Here is a 20,633-nt window from a genome sequence, read left to right as displayed (position 1 = left end):
CGTTTGTCATTGCCGCGCTTCGCTCGCAATGACAAACGGCTTCAACTAAGCGCCCGCAATTGCCTCGTTCTGCCTGCGCAGGCGCTGGCACAGCACTCGCAGGATGTTACGCAGCACCTCGGGGCGCTCCTCCATCACGTCGTAAAAATCTTCCTGGTCGAGGCGAAACGCCGTTACTACCCCCTGCGCCACGGCCGATGCCGAGCGCGGCTCCGCGTCGAGCAGCGCCAGCTCGCCAAAGAAATCGCCCTTGCCGAAAGTGGCCAGCAGCTGCGGGCCGTTGAAAACGCCCACTTGGCCTTCGTACATAATGAAGAGCGAGCTGCCCAGGTCGCCCTTAGCAAAAATCTGCTGGCCGGCGGCGAAGCTGACTTCGTTCATAATCGGCACGATGCTGCTAAGCACGTTTTCGGGCGTTTCGGCAAAGAGGGCCGTTCGTTGAAGCACCTGCACGCGCTCGGTGGCGGTGATGTGCGAGGTGGTGGCGGCGTGGCTCATAAGCAGGGTAGCGAGGGTTTGGTGGGCGTCATTCACTTGCTGGTAAAGCGCGGGGTGCGTGCTAGCGAGCCGGGCCAGCTGGGCAAAGGCGCTTTCGCGCACCAGCGGGCTGGGGCTGCGCAAGTGCGGCGAAAGCGTCGGCACGGTGCCAGCGGCCGGCTGCCACTCGTCGAGGGCCACGCGCACCGTCCAGTCCGAGAAGGCCATTTCGCCGCGTTCCACAATGGTTTCCACGATGGGGGTAGGGGCCAGCAGCGGGCCAAGCAGGCGGTCGAAGGTGCGCTCTTTTTCGGCGGCCGGCGCCACGGCCAGCAGCGCCTGCAAGCCCTGGTAAGTGGGCCGGGCAATGCTGTTATCGAGTATTTCGAGGGCGTTGGCCTGGCGCTCGCGGGCGGCGTGGGCCACCCCGCGCTGCGCATCGGCAATGAGCTGCGGCGGATAAATCTGGCCCAGCAGGGCAAAAACCCGCTGCTGCGTGCGGGTCAGCTCGTAGTCGAGGCAGCCAAATAGCTCGGGGGTAGCGGTGGTTTGGCCGTGCAATAGCTGCTGGGCCAGTAACAGCTCATCGTGCACCAGCGCCTGAAACAGCGGCACCTCGTGCGGCACCACGTCAAAATGGCGCAATGCCCGCAGCGCCGCTTCGCGCCGGAATAAGTTGGGTTGCCGGGCCAGCGCCACCAGCAGTTGCCGGCTGGCGGGCGTGCGCAGGCGGCCGCACACCTGCGCCACGCGCCGCACCAGTATGTGGTCAGGGTCCGCATTCAGCACCTCGGCCAGCGTGGGTAGTGCGGTGTCGCCGAGGCGCAGCAGGTGCTGGGTGGCCGCGGCCCGGCGGCCCTTGCTGCCCAGCGCCTCCGTAAGCTGGCGAATATCGGCGGGGCTGGCGGGCACTGGGGGGATAGGGCCTGCGGCAGAAATGTCAGCGCCGGCATTTGGGATATCCTCCGCAAAGCGCTGGCCCAGCGCGTGCTGAAGCTCCGCCATATACTGCTGATACGTGCGCGTCAACAGCCAGAGCACCACCAGCATAAAGGAGCCCATCCAGATAAAGGGCGCCCACGTTTGGCCGCCCGGCAGGGCGTGCAATGCAAACAGTAGCCCGCCGCCCAGCGCCATGCCCAGCGGCTCATACACGCCCTTGGCCAGCGTGTGGGCCTGCAGGCGCTCGGGCGCCGAAAGCGGCTGAAACAGTAGCAGAAACACCGGGTCGAACACGGCCCGCCGCAGTACTTCCAGCCCCAGGTATAGCCCGCAGAAATACCGCAAAAGCGACCCGATATCGGCGCGGTCCTGGCCAGCGTACAGGGCCAGCCCGCCCAGCAGCGCCACGGGCAGCACCAGCAGTACCCGCCGCACGCCCAGCCGGTCCACGGCGGTTTGCGAGAGCAATAGCTTGAACAGCATCGCCAGCAAATAGGTGACGACCAGCACAGTGCCCACGTACTGCATAATGGCGGCCTCGTCGTGAAAGCGGTGCTTCACATTCACGAAAAACAGGTACTCGACGCCCGTCGTCACGGCCGACAGCCCCAGCAGACTCAGGCACATAATAAGGACCAGGCGGCTATCGCCAAACCAGCTGCGCAGGCCCGGCCCTACCCCCTGCTCCCGCGCCCGGCGGCGGTCGGGCGCGGCCTCCACCACATGTGAGCTGAGTGTGGCGCGCAGCGCCATCAGCGCCAGCAGATACGCCCCGAAGGCCGTGCCCAGCAGCCACGGCAGCTCCACATTGCTGCGAATAAAGATGGCCAGCACGGCACCCATCGCCTTGGCCGGCATGTCGCCCGCGCTGATAATGCCAAACAGCCGCTTGCTCTGCCGCACATCAAACACCACCGCCGACACGCCCCAGAATTCCAGGCTAGTCAGCAGGTAAATGACCCGGTAGCCTGCCATAATTGCAATGGCCGACGCCACCGAATGGCCCGTGGCTACCAGCACGCCCAGCACGCCCGCCAGGGCCACGGCCGCCAGCAACACCCGCACCGCCAGCTTCTGCAACAGCCAGTGGTGCTCAAAATGCGCGTACACGCGGCCGACAGCCAGCATGGCCAGCGCCGCCACGCCATAGGCCAAGGGTAGGTTGCGCTCGGGGTTATTTTCCAGCAGCAGCACGTTGGCCGCCACATATACCAGGATGGAGCCTACCCCCAGTAAAAAGTTGTGCAGAAAAAACAGCCACACCGTGCGCCCTTCCTCGGGGCGCACACCCAATAGCCGCTGCCCACGCTCAGTTAGTGTCATGGGCCGCAAGTTAGTGCGGGGGCTGGCTATGGAAGAATAAAAAGAACGTCATGCTGAGCCTGCCGAAGCATCTCGCCCGCATCGTTGGATTACTAACCCAACGAAGCGAGCGAGATGCTTCGGCAAGCTCAGCATGACGTTCTTTTCAGTGCAATACCTATTTGCTTACGCCGCCCGCATCAGCTGCAAGGGCGATTTCTCAAACTTGCTGCGCGCATAGCTTTCGGTAATCGTAAACTCGCCTACCCCTGCTTCGGAAGGCATCTCAAACATGGCGTCGGTCATGATGCTCTCGCAGATGGAGCGCAGGCCGCGCGCGCCTAGGCGGTACTCGTCGGCCCGTTCCACGATGTATTCGAGCGCTTCCTCCGTAAAGTCGAGCGCGATATTTTCCATATTGAACAGCCGCTGGTACTGGCGCACCAGTGAGTTCTTCGGCTCGGTCAAAATCAGGCGCAGCGTGGCTTTGTCCAGCGGGTTGAGGTGCGTGAGCACGGGTAGGCGGCCAATCAGCTCGGGTATTAAACCGAATGACTTGATATCCTGAGCCGACACGTAGCGCAGGAAATTCTGCGTGTCCACCTTCTCGCCCAAATTGGTTTTGGAAAAGCCCATTGGCTTGGTATTCAGCCGGCTCTTGATAATGCGGTCGATGCCCGAAAACGCCCCGCCGCACATAAACAGAATATTCTCGGTATTCACCGAAATCATTTTCTGGTCGGGATGCTTGCGGCCGCCCTGCGGCGGCACGTTAATGTGCGTGCCCTCCAGCAGCTTCAACAAAGCCTGCTGCACGCCCTCGCCGCTCACGTCGCGCGTGATGCTGGGGTTGTCGCTCTTGCGCGCAATTTTGTCAATCTCGTCAATGTACACGATGCCGCGCTCGGCCGCTTCGAGGTTGTAATCAGCCGCTTGCAGCAGGCGCGTCAGGATGCTTTCCACATCTTCGCCCACGTAGCCAGCCTCGGTCAGTACCGTAGCATCGGCGATGCAAAAGGGCACTTGCAGAATCTTGGCCAGCATCCGGGCCAGGAAGGTCTTGCCGGTGCCGGTCTCACCCACCATGATGATGTTCGACTTTTCAATCACTACTTCGTCGTGCTGCGGCTTCTGCATCAGGCGTTTGTAATGATTGTACACCGCCACGCTCATCACGCGCTTGGCCTCGTCCTGGCCCACCACGTACTGGTCGAGGTGGGTTTTAATCTCGCGGGGCTTGATGAGGTTGAACTTCGGCTGGCGCGCCTCGGCTTGCAGCTTGGTTTCTTCCGAAAGAATGTGCTGTGCCTGCGCCACGCATTTCTCACAGATGTGGGCATTAATGCCCGAAATCATCACCGCGACGTCGCGCTTGGGCTTGTTGCAAAAGGAGCAGGCTATTTCCGGCATCGGGAGCGTTCTGAGAAGGAAGCAGTTTTCAAAAGAAAACGGTCACAAAGATAAGTTGGCAGGGTAGCAATCGCGCCCCTACCCCCCCAAGGAAACCAAGTGAGGCGTAGCAGTTGCAAAGCGCCCCGCGCCCCCAAAAGTTTCTGCAAACTCCCCGCCAACCACCAAGAGCCACCAAAACAAAAAGCTCCGGCCAAATGACCAGAGCTTTTTACCACGAAACGTAACGTTCACAAAATTCGCGAACCGAAGGACAGCGAAGCTAAATCCGTTAAACTCTGCGCTAATCAGTGGTCTAGATTTTCGCCTTTTCCAGCACCTCGTCAATCAGGCCATATTCTTTGGCTTCATCGGCCCGCATCCAGTAGTCGCGGTCCGAGTTGTCGTGGATTTCCTGGTAAGTCTTGCCGGTGTGCTGCGCCAGAATGTCATACAGCTCCTTCTTGAGCTTCAAGATTTCGCGAGCCGTAATCTCAATATCCGACGACTGGCCTTGCGCGCCGCCGCTGGGCTGGTGAATCATTACGCGGGCGTGGGGTAGGGCCGAGCGCTTGCCCGCCGCACCACCAGCTAGCAACACGGCGCCCATTGAGGCCGCCAAGCCAGTGCAGATGGTGGCCACGTCGGGGTTCACGTACTGCATAGTGTCATAAATACCCAAGCCCGCGTACACCGAGCCACCGGGCGAGTTAATATACAGCAGGATATCTTTCTTCGAGTCAGCCGACTCCAAAAACAGCATCTGCGCCGTCAGGATGTTGGCGATGTAGTCGTCCACGGCCGTGCCCAGAAAGATAATCCGGTCCATGATAAGACGCGAAAACACGTCAATCTCCCGGAAGTTCTGGGGGCGCTCCTCAATAACCGAGCGGGTCATGTTGGAAGGCATTATCAGCCCGCTGCGCACCTGGCCTTCGACGTTGTTAATGTACTGGTCTACCGCTAAACCGTTGAGACCCTGGCCCTTCACGGCGAATTTGCGAAACTCTTGTTTATTCAGCATGGGAAATAAGTAGGGGGGTAGGCCGCGGCCCGCCCGTGTTCAGATAGTAAAAGACGGGTAGGGGGGGAGAATGTTGTAAACGTATCGTGTACAACATAAAAAAGCCCTTACGCGGGGCGTAAAGGCTTTTCTACTCTCAACCAAATTGAAGGCTAGCCCTCGTTCTGGTTGCGAAATTCTTCGGCCGTTACGGGCTCATCCGTAACAACAACTTTGCCACGCAGAGCCTCTACTACTTTTTCTGCCAGAATGGCCTCGTACTCCTGCACGTAGTTCTTGCCGTTCTCCTGCTTGAGGTAGTTGTCGGCGAAGCCTGCCATGCCTTGGCGCATCTCATCAGTCAGCGCCATGCCGCCGCCAAACTGCCCCAAAATCTTGTCCAGCACGCGGTTGCGAATTTCATCGGTCTCTACTTTGAGGCCCATGTCTTCCACTACCTTGTTGCGGATGAGGCTCCATTTTAGTTCGCGCTCGTAGTCGGTGTAGTGCTGCTCCACGGTGGCAGCATCGAGCTTGCCTTCGTTGGCGCGCACCAGCCACTTCTTGAAAAACTCGGTCGGCAGTTGAATCGGCGTGGCGTCAATCATTGCGTCGATGAGGCGGCGGTTCACCAGATTGTCCGACTCGCGGTCGTAGTTCGACTGCACCGTCTCGCGTACTTTGGTGTCAAACTCCTCTTTCGAAGCCACTGTCTCGGGGCCAAATACCTTATCGAACAACTCCTGGTTTTCCTCCGGGGCGGCCGTGCGGTTGATTTTTTCCACCTCGAACTCGTACTCGCCGGTAGCGCCGCTGGCCTCGTCCTTGCTCAGGCCCGAGAAGCTACGGATAGCACCCGCGTCGCCGCCGAAAGCCTCGCCTAGGTCAAAGGTCAGCTTATCGCCGGCCTTCACGCCCACGAAGCGTTCCTGGCCGCTGGTCACTTTGTTGATGGGTAGGAGCACCGTCTGGCCTTCGCCCTCAGCGCCGGCCTTCTTCAGTTTGCCAAACAGATAGTCGCTAGCCTCCGAAGCCTCGGGGTTGGTGGTTTCGCCAAACTGACGGGTAATCTGCTCATGCGTCTCGGACAGCGTCGCGTCGTCGAGGCTGATGGCCGGGCGCTTAAGTTCTACCTGCTGGTCGGCGGGCAGCTCAAAATCGGGCAGCAAGCCCAGCTCAAATTGGAAATCGAAGGCCTTAGCCGTGTCGAAGTCCACGTCGCTGGGCAGGGGTAGGGGCTCACCCAGAATTTTAACGTTGTTGTCTTTCAGGTAGCCATCGACCGTGCTGCCGAGCAGACGGTTGATTTCGTCGGCCAGGATGCCTTTGCCGTACATTTTGCGCACCAGGCCGGCGGGTACTTTGCCGGGGCGGAAGCCCTTGAACTGCGCCTTTTTGGAGGTTTCCTTGATTTGCCTCTCCACAGCGTCGCTGTAGTCGGCTTCGTCAAGATGCACGTTCAGCAGCCCGGTTAGCTGCTCCTCATTGCGGTCAAGCGTAATATTCAAAACAGTGGGAGCAAGCTGGTGCTTGCCAGTCGGAAAGGTTAAAAAAAAAGCCCCCAACTACGTAGCCAGGGGCCTATTCAACTTGAAAAGTGCGGATGGAGGGACTCGAACCCACACACCGTAAGGAACCAGAGCCTAAATCTGGCGCGTCTACCAATTTCGCCACATCCGCGGGGGCAGCCGTTCGCTGCGGGGCCGCAAAGGTACTGAGTATTCGCTAGCCGCGCAAGTATAGGATAAGCTTTCGCTTGTCAGACATCAGATAGTCCAGTGTTTGACAAGCGAAAGCTTATCCTACCCCTGCGCCACCTTTTGGCGCGCCAGCTTGTTATTTGCAGTACCATGCCTCCCGTAATTGACCTCGAAGCCGAGCGCCAGGAAATCCTGCGCCAGTACCGCCGCTTGCTGCGCACGGCCAAGCCGTACTTGCACGACGGCGATACCAAGCTGATTAAGAAGGCGTTCAACCAAAGTCTCGAAGCGCACAAAGACATGCGCCGCAAGTCGGGCGAGCCTTACATCCTGCATCCGTTGGCCGTGGCCCAGATTGCGGTGGAGGAAATCGGCTTGGGCACCACCAGCATTGTGGCGGCCCTGCTGCACGATGTAGTAGAAGATACGCCCACCGAAATCTCGGACATCGAGCGCGATTTCGGCCCCAAAACCGCCCGTATTGTGGACGGCCTGACCAAAATTTCGGGTGTGTTCGAGTACGGTTCCAGCGAGCAGGCTGAGAATTTTCGCAAGATGTTGCTCACGCTCAGCGAAGACGTGCGCGTGATTCTTGTCAAGCTCGCCGACCGCCTGCACAATATGCGGACTCTGGACTCGATGCCGCGCCACAAGCAGCTCAAAATTGCCAGCGAAACCATTTACCTCTACGCGCCGCTGGCCCACCGCCTGGGCCTCTATGCCATCAAAACGGAGCTGGAAGACCTGCACCTCAAATACACTGATACCGAGATTTATAATGAGCTGAAAGGCAAGGTCAAGCAGAGCCAGAGTGCCCGCAACCGCTTTATTAAGGAGTTTGTGCATCCCATCGATGAGGAGTTGAAAGCGCAGGGCTTCAGCTACGAAATCAAGGGTAGGCCGAAGAGTATCTATTCGATTCTCAAGAAGATGCGCAAGCAGAACGTCACCTTTGAGGAGGTGTACGACCTGTTTGCCATCCGTGTCATTCTCGACGTGCCGCCCGAGCAGGAGAAGGCCGCCTGCTGGCAGGTTTATTCCATCGTTACGGACTTTTATCAGCCCAACCCCGACCGCCTGCGCGACTGGGTGAGCACGCCCAAAGCCAACGGCTACGAGAGCCTGCACACCACCGTCATGTCGCACCCCGGCCAGTGGGTCGAGGTGCAAATCCGCTCGCGGCGCATGGACGATATCGCCGAGAAAGGCTACGCTGCGCACTGGAAATACAAGGATACTGGCAGTCTCCAGCCCGAATCGACGCTCGAAGCCTGGGTCAACCGGGTGCGCGAAATGCTGGAAACCAACAACTCCAGCGCGCTGGAATTCATGGACGAGTTTCGCCAGAACCTGTTCGTGAAAGAGGTTTACACCTTCACGCCCAAGGGCAAGCTCATCATTTTGCCCGATAAGGCGACGGCGCTGGATTTTGCCTTCGACATTCACACGCACATCGGCCTGCACTGCCTCGGGGCCAAGGTCAACCAGAAGTTGGAGCCATTCAGCTACCAGTTGCGCAATGGCGACCAAGTGGAGATTCTAACCTCGCACAAACAGCGCCCTACCCCCGAGTGGCTCAACTATGTGATTACCAGCAAGGCGAAATCCAGTATAAAAGATTTCCTGCGCGATGACAAACGCGCCAAGGCCGACGATGGTAAGTTCATCCTGGAAAAGCGTTTGGAACTGATTGGGGTCGAAAACACGCCCGAGAATATCCAGCGTCTGCTAGTGTATTTCAACGTCCCTACCCCCCCTGAATTTTACTATCGCCTGGCGGTGGGCCAACTCGACGGCCGCGAAATCCGCGACACGCTCTTTAACTCAGCCGCGTCGCGCGCCAGCTCGTCGCTGGAGCCCAAGAAGTTTGACCACGAAGTGCAGAAAATCAGGGGTGTACGCCCCGATATGCTCGTGGTGGGCGAGCGCACCGACAAGTTCAACCACAGCCTGGCGCGCTGTTGCAATCCCATTCCGGGCGACGACGTGTTTGGCTTCGAAACCGAAACCGGCCTCATCATCCACCGCACCAGCTGCCACCGCGCCGTCGATTTGATGTCAAACTACGGCAACCGCATCGTGCGCGCCAAGTGGACCGACCAGCTGGAGTTGGCCTTTTTGGCCGGTATCCGGTTCAAGGGCTCCGACCGGGTAGGGATTGTCAACGACGTGACGCGCGTCATCTCCACCAGCCTCAAGGTGAATATGCGCTCCATCACCGTTGAATCGAATGACGGGGTTTTTGAGGGCCAGATTATGGTTTTCGTCAACGACACCGACCACCTGAATAAGCTCATCCAGCGCCTGAGCAAAGTAAATGGCGTGCTGCAAGTAGAGCGCTTCGAATCGTGAGTGAAACGCCCGCCATCACCGTGCACGGTACCGGCGTAAATGCTCGTACGCAATGCGCCCACTGGCACTCGGAGCGCGATATTATCGCCATCAAGTTCAAGTGTTGCGATACGTATTATGCCTGCATCGACTGCCACCGCGAGGCCACCGACCACGCGCCCGTGGTGTGGCTGCGGGCCGAGTTTGGGGAAGAGGCTATTTATTGCGGAAATTGCCGCCACACACTCAGTATAAGTAGCTACCTGGCGTGCGGCAACACGTGCCCGGTGTGCCAGGCGGCCTTTAATCCTGGCTGCGCCAATCACTACCCCCTCTATTTTGCGCCATAAAACTTAATGCGCGTGCTGTGGCTTATAGAATGCCCGTTACCCATAACCCAGTATTCCAGTGAATAAAAAGCAAGTAGCTTCTCCGCCCACTGATGAGGTAGAGCAGGGGGTAGGCGGCTCTTCCGAAACTGGTTATGCGGCCCGGCACACGCCCAGCGCCGCCAGCCAGGCCCCGCTAAATACGGAACGGCTCGAAGAGGTCAAAAAAATCTTCACTGCCTACCTCGAAAATAAAGGTCTGCGCAAAACGGCCGAGCGCTATGCCATCTTGGAAGAAATCTACGTGCGCTCAGGCCACTTCGATGTGGAGGAGCTGTATGCGGGCATGAAGGAGCGCAACCTGCAAGTGAGCCGCGCTACGGTCTATAATACGCTTGATTTGCTGGTAGAGCAGGGTTTGGTCAGCAAGCACCAGTTTGGCCGCAACCTGGCGCAGTACGAAAAAAGCTATGGCTACCGGCAGCACGACCACGTTATTTGCACCGAATGTCATAAGGTAGTAGAGTTCTGCGACCCGCGCATTCATGGCATCCAAACGATGGTCGGGGATTTGCTCAACTTCCATATCCTGCATCATTCCCTAAATTTGTACGGCATTTGTGGCGACTGCCGCGCCAAAGCCGCTGCCTATTCAACCTCCGAGCCCGGCAAACCCGCCTAAATGACCATCACCAGCATCCTCACTGACGGCATTCTCTTCCTTTCCCTGGCCGGCGACCTCATCGGCAGCCCTGATACCCAGCAGCTGCTGGCGTCTGTGAACGAGCATCTGGGTGAGGACGTCACCAACTGCGCCGTGGACCTCTCGGGCATTCGTTATATTAATAGCACCGGGATTGGCGTCCTGGTTTCGTTGCTCACCAAGTTTCGTAGTCGCGGCGGCGATATGGTGCTTATCAACCCCGCCGACCATCCCAAGAAAATGCTGGCGCTCACCAAGCTAACTAATATCTTCACCGTAGCCACCGACGAGGCTATGGCCCGTCAGCAACTCCTACTAGCCGCCTCCTAGGCGGCTATTTTTTTGTGTGTTAGCCTGAGTTTGCGAAGGACTTTAATCCCGCTTAAGTAATCGTTGAATAGGTAGCCGCAACGTACCTGAGCGCCGAAAGCCCTTCGTAAGCGCAGTATGATAGAATTTTAAAAAATACCAAAATGCCTGTAGATGTATTAGTAGGCCTCCAGTGGGGCGACGAAGGAAAAGGAAAAATCGTGGACGTGCTAGCGCCCACCTATGATGCCGTAGCCCGTTTCCAGGGCGGCCCCAACGCCGGCCATACCCTCACTTTCGATGGCATCAAGCACGTTCTCCACCAAGTGCCGAGCGGCATTTTTCACCCCCATATTCTCAACATCGTTGGCAACGGCGTGGTCCTCGACCCCGTCGTTTTCCGCCAGGAGCTGCAAAAGCTTACCGATAGGGGAGTGGACTGGAGCCAAAACCTCTACATCTCCAAAAAAGCCCAGCTCATCCTGCCCTCGCACCGCGCCCTTGACCGCATTAGCGAAGAAGCCCGCGGGAACACCAAAATCGGCAGCACGCTCAAAGGCATCGGCCCCACGTACTCAGATAAAATCGGGAGGGTAGGGCTGCGCGTCAGCCACATTCTGCTCCCCGATTTTCAGGAACGCTACCAGGAAGCCGTCGCCCACCACGCTAGCATCGCCAGTCATTATAATAAGGAGTTAGAAATCGCTGAGTTCGAAGCTGACTTCTTCTCCGCCGTCGAGTTCCTGCGCACCCTCCAGCTCATCGACACCGAGTACCTGCTCAACAACCTTCTTAGCCAAGGCAAGCGCATCCTCGCCGAAGGCGCCCAGGGCTCCTTATTAGATATCGATTTCGGCACCTACCCCTACGTTACCTCGTCGAGCACCATCGCCGCTGGCGCCTGCACCGGCCTGGGCATTGCCCCCCGCCATATAGATAAGGTATATGGCATCACCAAAGCCTACTGCACCCGCGTTGGCAGCGGCCCATTCCCCACCGAGCTAACCGATGACGTAGGCGAGCAAATCCGCCAGGCCGGCCGCGAGTTCGGCTCCACCACCGGCCGCCCCCGCCGCACCGGTTGGATAGACCTGCCCGCCCTCCGCTACGCCATCATGCTCAACGGCGTAACCGAGCTGCACCTCATGAAAGCCGACGTGCTCGACGGTTTTGCCGAAATCCAGGCCTGCACCCACTACCGCACCCCCACCGGCGAAAGCACTCCCAACCTGCCCGACCCCGGCCAACTCGAAACCATTACTCCCGAGTACGTCACTATCCCCGGTTGGCACACTGACCTCACCCAAGTCACCGACGCCGCCCAGTTCCCTCAAGAGCTGACTGACTATTTGCTATTTCTGGAAAAAGAGCTGCAAGTGCCCATCCGTATCGTCAGCGTCGGCCCCGACCGCGTGAGTACATTATTCCGTTAGCCGCAAAAGCAAGTAGTCCTGACCATGCCCTAGGAGATAGCCAGCACCCACCAGCTCGATTGGCTCAGTAAGGTGCCCTAATACTCCCGGTCAGCCCTGAGGCCTACTTGAAAATTTTGCTTCCTATTAGAGCATTCCACTAGCCGAATACTCTTTCAAGAGCAGCAGTATCGCCGAAATGGATGCCAGTGTTGTTTTCTATCGTAAATACAACCTAGGTGCCCCACGGCAACCGACGACCAGTTGACCCCCATTACCTACCGTGAGCTAGCTCAAATATGGGGTATTCCCTATGCCAGTAGCTTCACGCCTGAGGACATTAACACCCGTTTTGGCGGCTGACCGCCCAACTTGCGAGAAAGTAAGCAGCTGAACGAAGCATTCGTTCAGCTGCTCATTCAAGCTATCGGCCCCGCAGCCCCTGCGTATTGCTCCGGCTCCGTCGATAATGGCGATTATTGCTGAGTTAATGGCTTCCCCGCCGACTGGCTAGAGACAGGTACCGTAGTCGATTATCCCACTTACACTAACGCGGCCAGTTTCCCAGCTACACATTCGGCCTAAATCATGTGTGGTGCCTGATACATATGGAGTTCGCCGAGTATGTAGTTCTAGGGTACTCCTGGTACCTCGCCTATACCGTAGCCAACTGCTCGATATTAGAAGTACTCCAAATCAGCGAAAGTGTGGTGGGTTAATAAAAATTTCTCCTGCATACTCAGCCACTTACAACCTTGATACGGCCTATTTCGTAAAACACTGCTTGCCCACCCAAAAAGCCTTGCTACCTTTGCAGTCCCAAAATGTCAAAAAGTTTATAAGGAACCTAAAAACGTAAGCTTTTAGAAAAGCTAAGGTTCACAAGACTATGCATGTAGCTGGCGTGTATTACTCGCCCTGCTAACATCTAAAAGGCAAGAAAAAGAAATTTTCCTACCCTCTTGCAAAGTCGGAAAAGCTTATTGTACTTTTGCACCCCGCTTCAACCGAAGGCGACCAAGCTGAAATTTTTTCGCTTCAGACTTGCAAGTTCAAAAAATACTCGTACCTTTGCACTCCCAATCAAAACAGGGTGTTGTCAAACACAGCAAACGGGCCGCTTAGGCCGCCCGCCATGCCACTTCAACTGGAAGTAGCAATCGTTCTTTGAATGTTGGAAATAGACAAAAACGTGAGGTGTTTTGTCAGCCGGGCGCAAGCTTAAGTTGGCAGAGCAAACAAGCGATTCGAATTAACGAGCCGTCAGCTAAGAGCAAGGCTAGCATCTCGACATCAGCCATAGTTCGCTATGGTGCAGGAATTTTTACAATGGAGAGTTTGATCCTGGCTCAGGATGAACGCTAGCGGCAGGCCTAATACATGCAAGTCGAACGGTGGCAGCAATGTCATAGTGGCGCACGGGTGCGTAACACGTAACTAACCTACCTATACCTGGGGGATAGCCCGCCGAAAGGCGGATTAATACCGCATAAGCTATTAACCTGGCATCAGGTGATTAGTAAAGATTTATTGGGTATAGATGGGGTTGCGGGTCATTAGCTAGTTGGGTGGGTAACGGCTGCCCAAGGCGACGATGACTAGGGGAGCTGAGAGGCTGGTCCCCCACACGGGCACTGAGATACGGGCCCGACTCCTACGGGAGGCAGCAGTAGGGAATATTGGGCAATGGGCGAGAGCCTGACCCAGCCATGCCGCGTGCAGGAAGAAGGCTTTCTGAGTCGTAAACTGCTTTTGACAGGGAAGAATAAGCTTCACGTGTGGAGTGATGACGGTACCTGCAGAATAAGCACCGGCTAACTCCGTGCCAGCAGCCGCGGTAATACGGAGGGTGCGAGCGTTGTCCGGATTTATTGGGTTTAAAGGGTGCGTAGGCGGTCGATTAAGTCTGGGGTGAAAGCCCGCTGCTCAACAGCGGAACTGCCCTGGATACTGGTTGACTTGAGTACAGACGAGGTTGGCGGAATGGACGGAGTAGCGGTGAAATGCATAGATACCGTCCAGAACCCCGATTGCGAAGGCAGCTGACTAGGCTGATACTGACGCTGAGGCACGAAAGCGTGGGGAGCGAACAGGATTAGATACCCTGGTAGTCCACGCCGTAAACGATGGATACTCGCTGCGAGCTAAAGATTGTTCGTGGCTTAGGGAAACCGATAAGTATCCCACCTGGGGAGTACGCTCGCAAGAGTGAAACTCAAAGGAATTGACGGGGGCCCGCACAAGTGGTGGAGCATGTGGTTTAATTCGATGATACGCGAGGAACCTTACCTAGGCTAGAATGCGCGTGACCGGTTCAGAGATGGACTTTTCCTTCGGGACACAAAGCAAGGTGCTGCATGGCCGTCGTCAGCTCGTGCCGTGAGGTGTTGGGTTAAGTCCCGCAACGAGCGCAACCCCTATAGTTAGTTGCCAGCACGTAATGGTGGGGACTCTAGCTAGACTGCCTGCGCAAGCAGTGAGGAAGGCGGGGACGACGTCAGGTCATCATGGCCCTTACGCCTAGGGCGACACACGTGCTACAATGGACGGTACAGCGGGTAGCTACTGGGCGACCAGATGCCAATCTCGAAAAGCCGTTCTCAGTTCGGATCGGAGTCTGCAACTCGACTCCGTGAAGCTGGAATCACTAGTAATCGCGCATCAGCCATGGCGCGGTGAATACGTTCCCGGGCCTTGTACACACCGCCCGTCAAGCCATGGAAGTTTGGTAGACCTGAAGCTGGTGCTCCGCAACGAAGCCAGTTAGGGTAGAACAGGTAACTAGGGCTAAGTCGTAACAAGGTAGCCGTACCGGAAGGTGCGGCTGGATCACCTCCTTTCTGGAGCAGCCCCGCTCTTGACTACTTAAGATTTGGGTCGCTTGACCACACATTTGTCTATTTCCTCCATTCAACGATTTTATCGGATTCTGCATTGACTTCGTAAGAGGGCAGGGCGAACCCGGGCTTGTAGCTCAGGTGGTTAGAGCGCTACACTGATAATGTAGAGGTCCCTGGTTCGAGTCCAGGCAGGCCCACTGGCAGCAGCGGGTTTCTGCTTGCGAGTCAACTTCTGGGGGATTAGCTCAGCTGGCTAGAGCACCTGCCTTGCACGCAGGGGGTCAACGGTTCGACTCCGTTATCCTCCACTAATTATACTTTCTAATTGAGAAAGGTAAATAGCATACTGATAGAATTTAAAGAAATTTAGTTTTATCACATTTATCATCGACAGGATGATAAACGTTCTTTGACGTAAGGGAAAACAAGAGAGAGAAGTAAAAGCGGGCTTATATCCACAAGATATAAGCAGTTCATTCTACCCCGTGTAGGGTGAATCGCAAGCGAGAAGTAAGTAAGAGCACACGGGGGATGCCTAGGGTCTCAGAGGCGAAGAAGGACGCGATAAGCTGCGATAAGCTGGGGGGAGGGGCACATACCCGTTATATCCCTGGATTTCCGAATGGGGCAACCCCACTGGTTGAAGACCAGTGACTTATTCTTCAGTGAATAAGGGCAAACGCAGGGAACTGAAACATCTCAGTACCTGCAGGAAAAGAAAATAACCATGATTCCCCAAGTAGTGGCGAGCGAACGGGGAGGAGCCCAAACCACGGCGGTTACGGCCGCTGTGGGGTTGTAGGGTCGCGACATCTGATTGAATCGAGATAACTGAAGCAGGTGGGAAACTGCGCCAGAGACGGTGAGAGCCCGGTAAGTGACATTTCTGATTCACGGTAGCGATACCCTGAGTAGGGCGGGGCCGGAGAAACCCCGTCTGAAGCGAGCGGCACCATCCGCTAAGGCTACATACTCCTGAGACACCGATAGTGAACCAGTACCGTGAGGGAAAGGTGAAAAGAACCCCGAATAGGGGAGTGAAAAGAACCTGAAACCGTGTGCTTACAAGCAGTTAGAGGACTTTTGTAGTCTGATAGCGTGCCTTTTGCATAATGAGCCTACGAGTTACTCCTCCCTGGCAAGGTTAAGCGCTTGAAGGCGCGTAGCCGCAGCGAAAGCGAGTCTGAATAGGGCGCGTAGTCAGGGGGGGTAGACGCGAAACCTAGTGAGCTACCCTTGAGCAGGATGAAGGAGCGGTAACACGCTGTGGAGGTCCGAACCAGTTTCCGTTGAAAAGGATTTGGATGACTTGAGGGTAGGGGTGAAAGGCCAATCAAACTAGGAAATAGCTCGTACTCCCCGAAATGTATTGAGGTACAGCGTCGTGGTTAGGTTTGTTGGAGGTAGAGCTACCAATAGGACTAGGGGGTGTCAGAGCCTACCGAATCCTGATGAACTCCGAATGCCAGCAAATTCATACACGGCAGTGAGGCCTGGGGTGCTAAGGTCCCCGGCCGAGAGGGAAAGAACCCAGACCCGCCGCTAAGGTCCCTAAGTTCTAGCTAAGTTGAACAAAGGAGGTCCAGTTGCTTTGACAGCCAGGAGGTTGGCTTGGAAGCAGCCATTCCTTTAAAGAGTGCGTAACAGCTCACTGGTCGAGCGACCGGGCATCGATAATACGCGGGCATCAAGCTAGGCACCGAAGCGCGGGATTTGACATACTCCTCGGAGATAGTCAAGTGGTAGGGGAGCATTCTGGTTGCGGAGAAGCCGTCCTGTCAGGGCACGGTGGAGCGTCCAGAAAAGCACATGTAGGCATGAGTAACGATAAAATGGGTGCGAAACCCATTCGCCGATAGACTAAGGTTTCCAATTCAACGCTAATCGGAATTGGGTTAGGCGGGACCTAAGGGAGAGCCGAGAGGTGTACCCGATGGCAAGCCAGTTGATATTCTGGCCCCCGGATGTAGAAGTGATGCAGGGACGCAGGAATGAAAGTACCGCGAGCGGACGGAAGTGCTCGTTAAAGCCCGTACCTATTGGTTGAGTAGTTAAGTACGCTCGATTAGGGGAAAGGTGATAGTACCACACGGGCTTCGGCTCACGTGGATAGTGTACCTAAGGACTGCCAAGAAAAGCTGCTAAACGTTGTATCTACAATCGGCCCGTACCGCAAACCGACACAGGTAGTCAAGGAGAGAATCCTGAGGCGCTCGAGTGAATCACGGCCAAGGAACTCGGCAAAATGGTCCTGTAACTTCGGGAGAAGGGACGCTTCCTCTGTGCAAGCAGAGAAGCCGCAGTGAAAAGACCCAAGCGACTGTTTAACAAAAACACATGGCTTTGCTAACGCGTAAGCGGACGTATAAGGCCTGACACCTGCCCGGTGCTGGAAGGTTAAGAGGGGATGTTAGTCGCAAGGCGAAGCGTTGAATCGAAGCCCCAGTAAACGGCGGCCGTAACTATAACGGTCCTAAGGTAGCGAAATTCCTTGTCGGGTAAGTTCCGACCTGCACGAATGGTGTAACGATTTGGGTGCTGTCTCAGCCGTGAGCTCGGTGAAATTGTAGTCTCGGTGAAGATGCCGAGTACCCGCCACGGGACGGAAAGACCCCGTGCACCTTTACTATAGGTTGCCATTGGTGTTGGGTTCAGTATGTGTAGCATAGGCGGGAGGCGTCGAAGCGGGGCCGCTAGGTCTGGTGGAGCCAACGTTGAAATACCGCCCTTACTGTGCCTGATGCCTAACTCTGAGTATCTCAGAGAACAGTGGCTGCTGGGTAGTTTGACTGGGGTGGTCGCCTCCAAAAGAGTATCGGAGGCTTTCAAAGGTCCACTCAATCCGCTTGGTAACCGGATGTAGAGCGCAATAGTAGAAGTGGGCTTGACTGTGAGACTGACTAGTCGAGCAGGGTCGAAAGACGGATATAGTGATCCGGTGGTTCCGCATGGAAGGGCCATCGCTCAAAGGATAAAAGGTACGCCGGGGATAACAGGCTGATCTCCCCCAAGAGCTCATATCGACGGGGAGGTTTGGCACCTCGATGTCGGCTCGTCACGTCCTGGGGCTGGAGAAGGTCCCAAGGGTTCGGCTGTTCGCCGATTAAAGTGGCACGCGAGCTGGGTTCAGAACGTCGTGAGACAGTTCGGTCCCTATCTGTGGTGGGCGTTGGAGGCTTGAGAGGACCTGACTTTAGTACGAGAGGACCGAGTTGGACCAGCCGCTGGTGCGCCGGTTGTCCCGCCAGGGGCAGCGCCGGGTAGCTACGCTGGGAGCAGATAAGCGCTGAAAGCATCTAAGTGCGAAACTCACCTCAAGATGAGGCCTCCCAAAAGAAGGTTCGTGGTAGACGACCACGTAAATAGGCGGCAGGTGTAAAGCTAGAAATAGCATAGCTGAGCCGTACTAAGGAACCGAGGGCTTCCGCTGGCCCCGCGCAGGTGACTGCACTTTTGCTTCTTTCTCTTTTCCCTTATGTCAACGGTTTTGTTAACCTATCCTTGAACACGATAGGTAACGCCAGCAATGGTGGCTTTAGCCCGGGTGTTCACCTCTTCCCATTCCGAACAGAGTCGTTAAGCCCCGGTGCGCCTATGGTACTGCCTTCACCGGTGGGAGAGTCGGTCGCCGCCAACTTTTTGCTGCTGAGCCCCCGGCCAAGCGCTTTCATCAGCGCCTGGCCGGGGGCTCTTCGCGTTTAACTAGGCCCTATTACGCTATCCCACCCTACTTTATAAAAGGGCCCTCTTAATGTTGAGGACGGAATAAAAAAGGTAGGTTTGTAGTTATCCTTGTGAAGTTAGAATTGAAGGCGCTTATTCACTAATGAAACTACTGCATCCAGGGTTTTTGTGGGGTTTGCTGGCAATTGGAATACCAATTGTCATTCATCTTTTGCATATGAGGAGACCACAACGCGTATTATTTACCAATACTGGGTTTATTCGTGAAGTAGAACTCACTACCATGCGTCGTCGCCGGTTGCAGGAATTATTCGTGCTACTTGCCAGAATGCTGAGTGTACTATTTTTAGTCTTGGTCTTTTGCCAACCCTTCATCCCTAATGCCGAACAATCAGCACGTACGGCCAGTGGGGTAGTTGAGATTGCACTGGATAATTCGGGTAGTATGCAAGCGGCGGGCGATACTCAGCCACAGCTTTTACAAGAAGCCATTATGGGAGTGACTACTCTGAGCCAGAGTTACGGGCCGACGGCGCATTTTCATATGATAGGGCAATTTGGTGCCAATGTTAGTCGAAGTGCTTTACTGGAAACGTTGGATGGCCAAGCGCAAGTAGGGCATCACCTAAGCTGGGGTAGTGCGAGCGTGCGTGATGCCTGGCAGAAAGAGCAACAAGGCTCTCTTTACGTGTTTAGCGATTTTCAGAAAAATGAAATGCCGCCCCAGGTAGTACAACAGCTGAGTACCCGTGGCAATGTCATTCTCGTTCCCCTTGCAGCGAAGCCGACGGGGAATTTATATGTTGATAGTGTATGGTTGAACGATGCGTTTGTACGGGCGCAGGTAAATATATTGTTGCACATCAGGCTGCGTAATGGGGGTAGGCGGGATGTAGTAGATGCTCCCGTAAAAGTGCTGTTGGGTGAGCGGCAGGTAGCAACTTTTAGCGTATCGGTGGCGGCCGGACAGGCTACTGAAACCACGGTACAAGTGCAATTACCAGATGCTAAATTATCCTTGGGGCAAGTAGTAATTGAAGATGTGCCGGTTACGTTTGATAATACATATTACTTCACCTTGCAGCCTGCGCCCACTGTGCGGGTAGTAGAGATTGGCGAGGAACCCGCAACCAAAGCAGCCTATGCGAACGAGCCGCTATTCGATTATAAATTCAGCCAGCCGCAACGGGTTGATTATGGTGTATTGCGGCAAACTAATCTGGTATTAGTGCGCGAAGTAGTCAGAATTGAGCCGGGACTGCGCGATGCCCTCGTGGCCGTAGTGCGGCGGGGGGGCAGCGTGGTGGTGGTGCCAACGAGTAACCCGGCCGGGCGAGCTAGCTACCATGAGTTATTCCGCGCTTTGGGTATTGGTGGTGAGCAGTGGGTAGGGGGTAACGGGATTCCGGTTAAACAGGAACTGGCGCCACCAAATGCGCGGGACCCTTTTTTCAAGGACGTATTAGGAGCGCAGCCGCAACGGGTAGCTATGCCCCAAGTGGCGCCAATCGTACAAATGCGGCAGGCTGGCCGGGATATTTTGCGGCTTCGGGATGGCGGTAGCTACCTGTCTGAGTTCGCTAGCGGTGCGGGACGAGCGTATGTGTTTGCTGCGCCATTTGCCAAAGAATACACTGATTTTACTTCGCACTCATTGTTTGTGCCCGTATTGTATCGGCTGGCAATGTTAAGCTACCATGCCGACCAGCAGCCAGCCTATCGGCTGGATACTAATGCCTTAACCTTAGCTGTGCCCTCTCAAGATGGTAAAAACGCTTCCGGCGAGGCCAATTACCGGCTGGAGCACGATAGCCTTACTTACATTCCGGCGCAGCGCATGCAGGGTGGGCAGCTGCATTTGGGAATACCCGTCGGCTTGGCTAAAGCTGGTTTCTATGCTTTGACGCAAGGGGGCAAGCTAGTAACAACGCTGGCTTTCAACGTACCCAAGCGCGAGTCAGAATTGGCCGCATATTCGGTTGCGGAGCTGCGGCAGCTCATCGGGCCTAACCAGCCGAATGTGCGCGTACTGGACACGGGTGCCCAGCCTGAGGCGCTGGCTCGCTACGGTAGTCAGCAAACGGGCCAGCCGCTGTGGCGCTACTGCCTGATGTTGGTGCTGGTTAGCTTGCTGGCCGAAGCATTGCTGTTGCGGTTTGGGCGGCAGCGGGGGATAGGGCCGCGGGCCATAGCGGGTTAAGTCTAGGGGCAA

10 protein-coding genes, 3 tRNA genes and 3 rRNA genes are annotated in these 20,633 nt (G+C 56.0%); 11 read left to right on the top strand and 5 right to left on the bottom strand.

The window, feature by feature from the left end:
* Positions 1–45: 45 nt before the first annotated feature.
* From A0257_08575 to A0257_08555, 5 genes are all read right to left on the bottom strand, one after another.
* Entirely contained in the window at positions 46–2,742 is a 2,697-nt protein-coding gene (locus tag A0257_08575) for a hypothetical protein (protein AMR27151.1), read from the bottom strand.
* Between the two features lie 165 nt (positions 2,743–2,907).
* Complete coding sequence (locus A0257_08570; GenBank protein AMR27150.1) at positions 2,908–4,131, bottom strand: ATP-dependent Clp protease ATP-binding subunit ClpX; 1,224 nt, start codon at positions 4,129–4,131, stop codon at positions 2,908–2,910.
* A gap of 295 nt (positions 4,132–4,426) precedes the next feature.
* The gene (locus A0257_08565; GenBank protein ID AMR27149.1) at positions 4,427–5,134 is read right to left on the bottom strand and encodes an ATP-dependent Clp protease proteolytic subunit; all 708 of its coding nucleotides are present in this window, start codon (positions 5,132–5,134) and stop codon (positions 4,427–4,429) included.
* A 152-nt stretch (positions 5,135–5,286) separates the two neighbouring features.
* Positions 5,287–6,621: a trigger factor gene (locus tag A0257_08560; GenBank protein ID AMR27148.1), complete on the bottom strand. Its 1,335-nt coding sequence runs from the start codon at positions 6,619–6,621 to the stop codon at positions 5,287–5,289.
* A gap of 90 nt (positions 6,622–6,711) precedes the next feature.
* A tRNA-Leu gene (locus tag A0257_08555) sits at positions 6,712–6,793 on the bottom strand.
* A gap of 170 nt (positions 6,794–6,963) precedes the next feature.
* Here A0257_08555 and A0257_08550 point away from each other — a divergent pair.
* From A0257_08550 to A0257_08500, 11 genes are all read left to right on the top strand, one after another.
* A complete protein-coding gene (locus A0257_08550) occupies positions 6,964–9,165 on the top strand; it encodes a RelA/SpoT family protein (GenBank protein ID AMR27147.1) in 2,202 nt (733 codons plus the stop codon).
* Positions 9,162–9,494 (top strand): hypothetical protein, encoded by a 333-nt coding sequence (locus A0257_08545; GenBank protein ID AMR27146.1) that lies wholly within the window; start codon positions 9,162–9,164, stop codon positions 9,492–9,494. Before A0257_08550 ends, A0257_08545 begins: the two co-directional genes overlap by 4 nt.
* 208 nt (positions 9,495–9,702) lie before the next feature.
* A complete protein-coding gene (locus A0257_08540) occupies positions 9,703–10,155 on the top strand; it encodes a transcriptional repressor (GenBank protein ID AMR29682.1) in 453 nt (150 codons plus the stop codon).
* Complete coding sequence (locus A0257_08535) at positions 10,156–10,506, top strand: anti-anti-sigma factor (GenBank protein ID AMR27145.1); 351 nt, start codon at positions 10,156–10,158, stop codon at positions 10,504–10,506.
* A 143-nt stretch (positions 10,507–10,649) separates the two neighbouring features.
* Positions 10,650–11,918 carry an adenylosuccinate synthase gene (locus A0257_08530; protein AMR27144.1) on the top strand — a complete coding sequence of 423 codons (1,269 nt, stop codon included), beginning with the start codon at positions 10,650–10,652 and terminating at the stop codon, positions 11,916–11,918.
* A gap of 1,303 nt (positions 11,919–13,221) precedes the next feature.
* Positions 13,222–14,742, top strand: a 16S ribosomal RNA gene (locus A0257_08525).
* A gap of 118 nt (positions 14,743–14,860) precedes the next feature.
* Positions 14,861–14,934, top strand: a tRNA-Ile gene (locus A0257_08520).
* 37 nt (positions 14,935–14,971) lie between these two features.
* Positions 14,972–15,048 (top strand) — tRNA-Ala (locus tag A0257_08515).
* A gap of 194 nt (positions 15,049–15,242) precedes the next feature.
* Positions 15,243–18,162, top strand: a 23S ribosomal RNA gene (locus A0257_08510).
* A gap of 100 nt (positions 18,163–18,262) precedes the next feature.
* Positions 18,263–18,374: ribosomal RNA gene (gene rrf / locus A0257_08505) — 5S ribosomal RNA — on the top strand.
* Together the 16S, 23S and 5S rRNA genes with 2 tRNA genes alongside form the textbook arrangement of a ribosomal RNA operon.
* A gap of 375 nt (positions 18,375–18,749) precedes the next feature.
* The gene (locus A0257_08500) at positions 18,750–20,621 is read left to right on the top strand and encodes a hypothetical protein (GenBank protein AMR27143.1); all 1,872 of its coding nucleotides are present in this window, start codon (positions 18,750–18,752) and stop codon (positions 20,619–20,621) included.
* Positions 20,622–20,633: the final 12 nt, after the last annotated feature.

It is taken from the genome of Hymenobacter psoromatis, assembly GCA_001596155.1.
In the GTDB taxonomy this organism is placed as follows: Bacteria; Bacteroidota; Bacteroidia; order Cytophagales; family Hymenobacteraceae; genus Hymenobacter.
Note: the sequence above shows the minus strand (reverse complement) of the source record. Positions and strands in the feature narration are given on the sequence as shown.

What these genes read in the sequence shown, in the direction of transcription:
- A0257_08570 (AMR27150.1), bottom strand. Translation starts at nt 4,131, where the DNA reads ATGCCGGAAATAGCCTGCTCCTTTTGCAACAAGCCCAAGCGCGACGTC.
- A0257_08575 (AMR27151.1), bottom strand. Translation starts at nt 2,742, where the DNA reads ATGACACTAACTGAGCGTGGGCAGCGGCTATTGGGTGTGCGCCCCGAG.
- A0257_08530 (AMR27144.1), top strand. Translation starts at nt 10,650, where the DNA reads ATGCCTGTAGATGTATTAGTAGGCCTCCAGTGGGGCGACGAAGGAAAA.
- A0257_08565 (AMR27149.1), bottom strand. Translation starts at nt 5,134, where the DNA reads ATGCTGAATAAACAAGAGTTTCGCAAATTCGCCGTGAAGGGCCAGGGT.
- A0257_08550 (AMR27147.1), top strand. Translation starts at nt 6,964, where the DNA reads ATGCCTCCCGTAATTGACCTCGAAGCCGAGCGCCAGGAAATCCTGCGC.
- A0257_08500 (AMR27143.1), top strand. Translation starts at nt 18,750, where the DNA reads ATGCTGAGTGTACTATTTTTAGTCTTGGTCTTTTGCCAACCCTTCATC.
- A0257_08535 (AMR27145.1), top strand. Translation starts at nt 10,156, where the DNA reads ATGACCATCACCAGCATCCTCACTGACGGCATTCTCTTCCTTTCCCTG.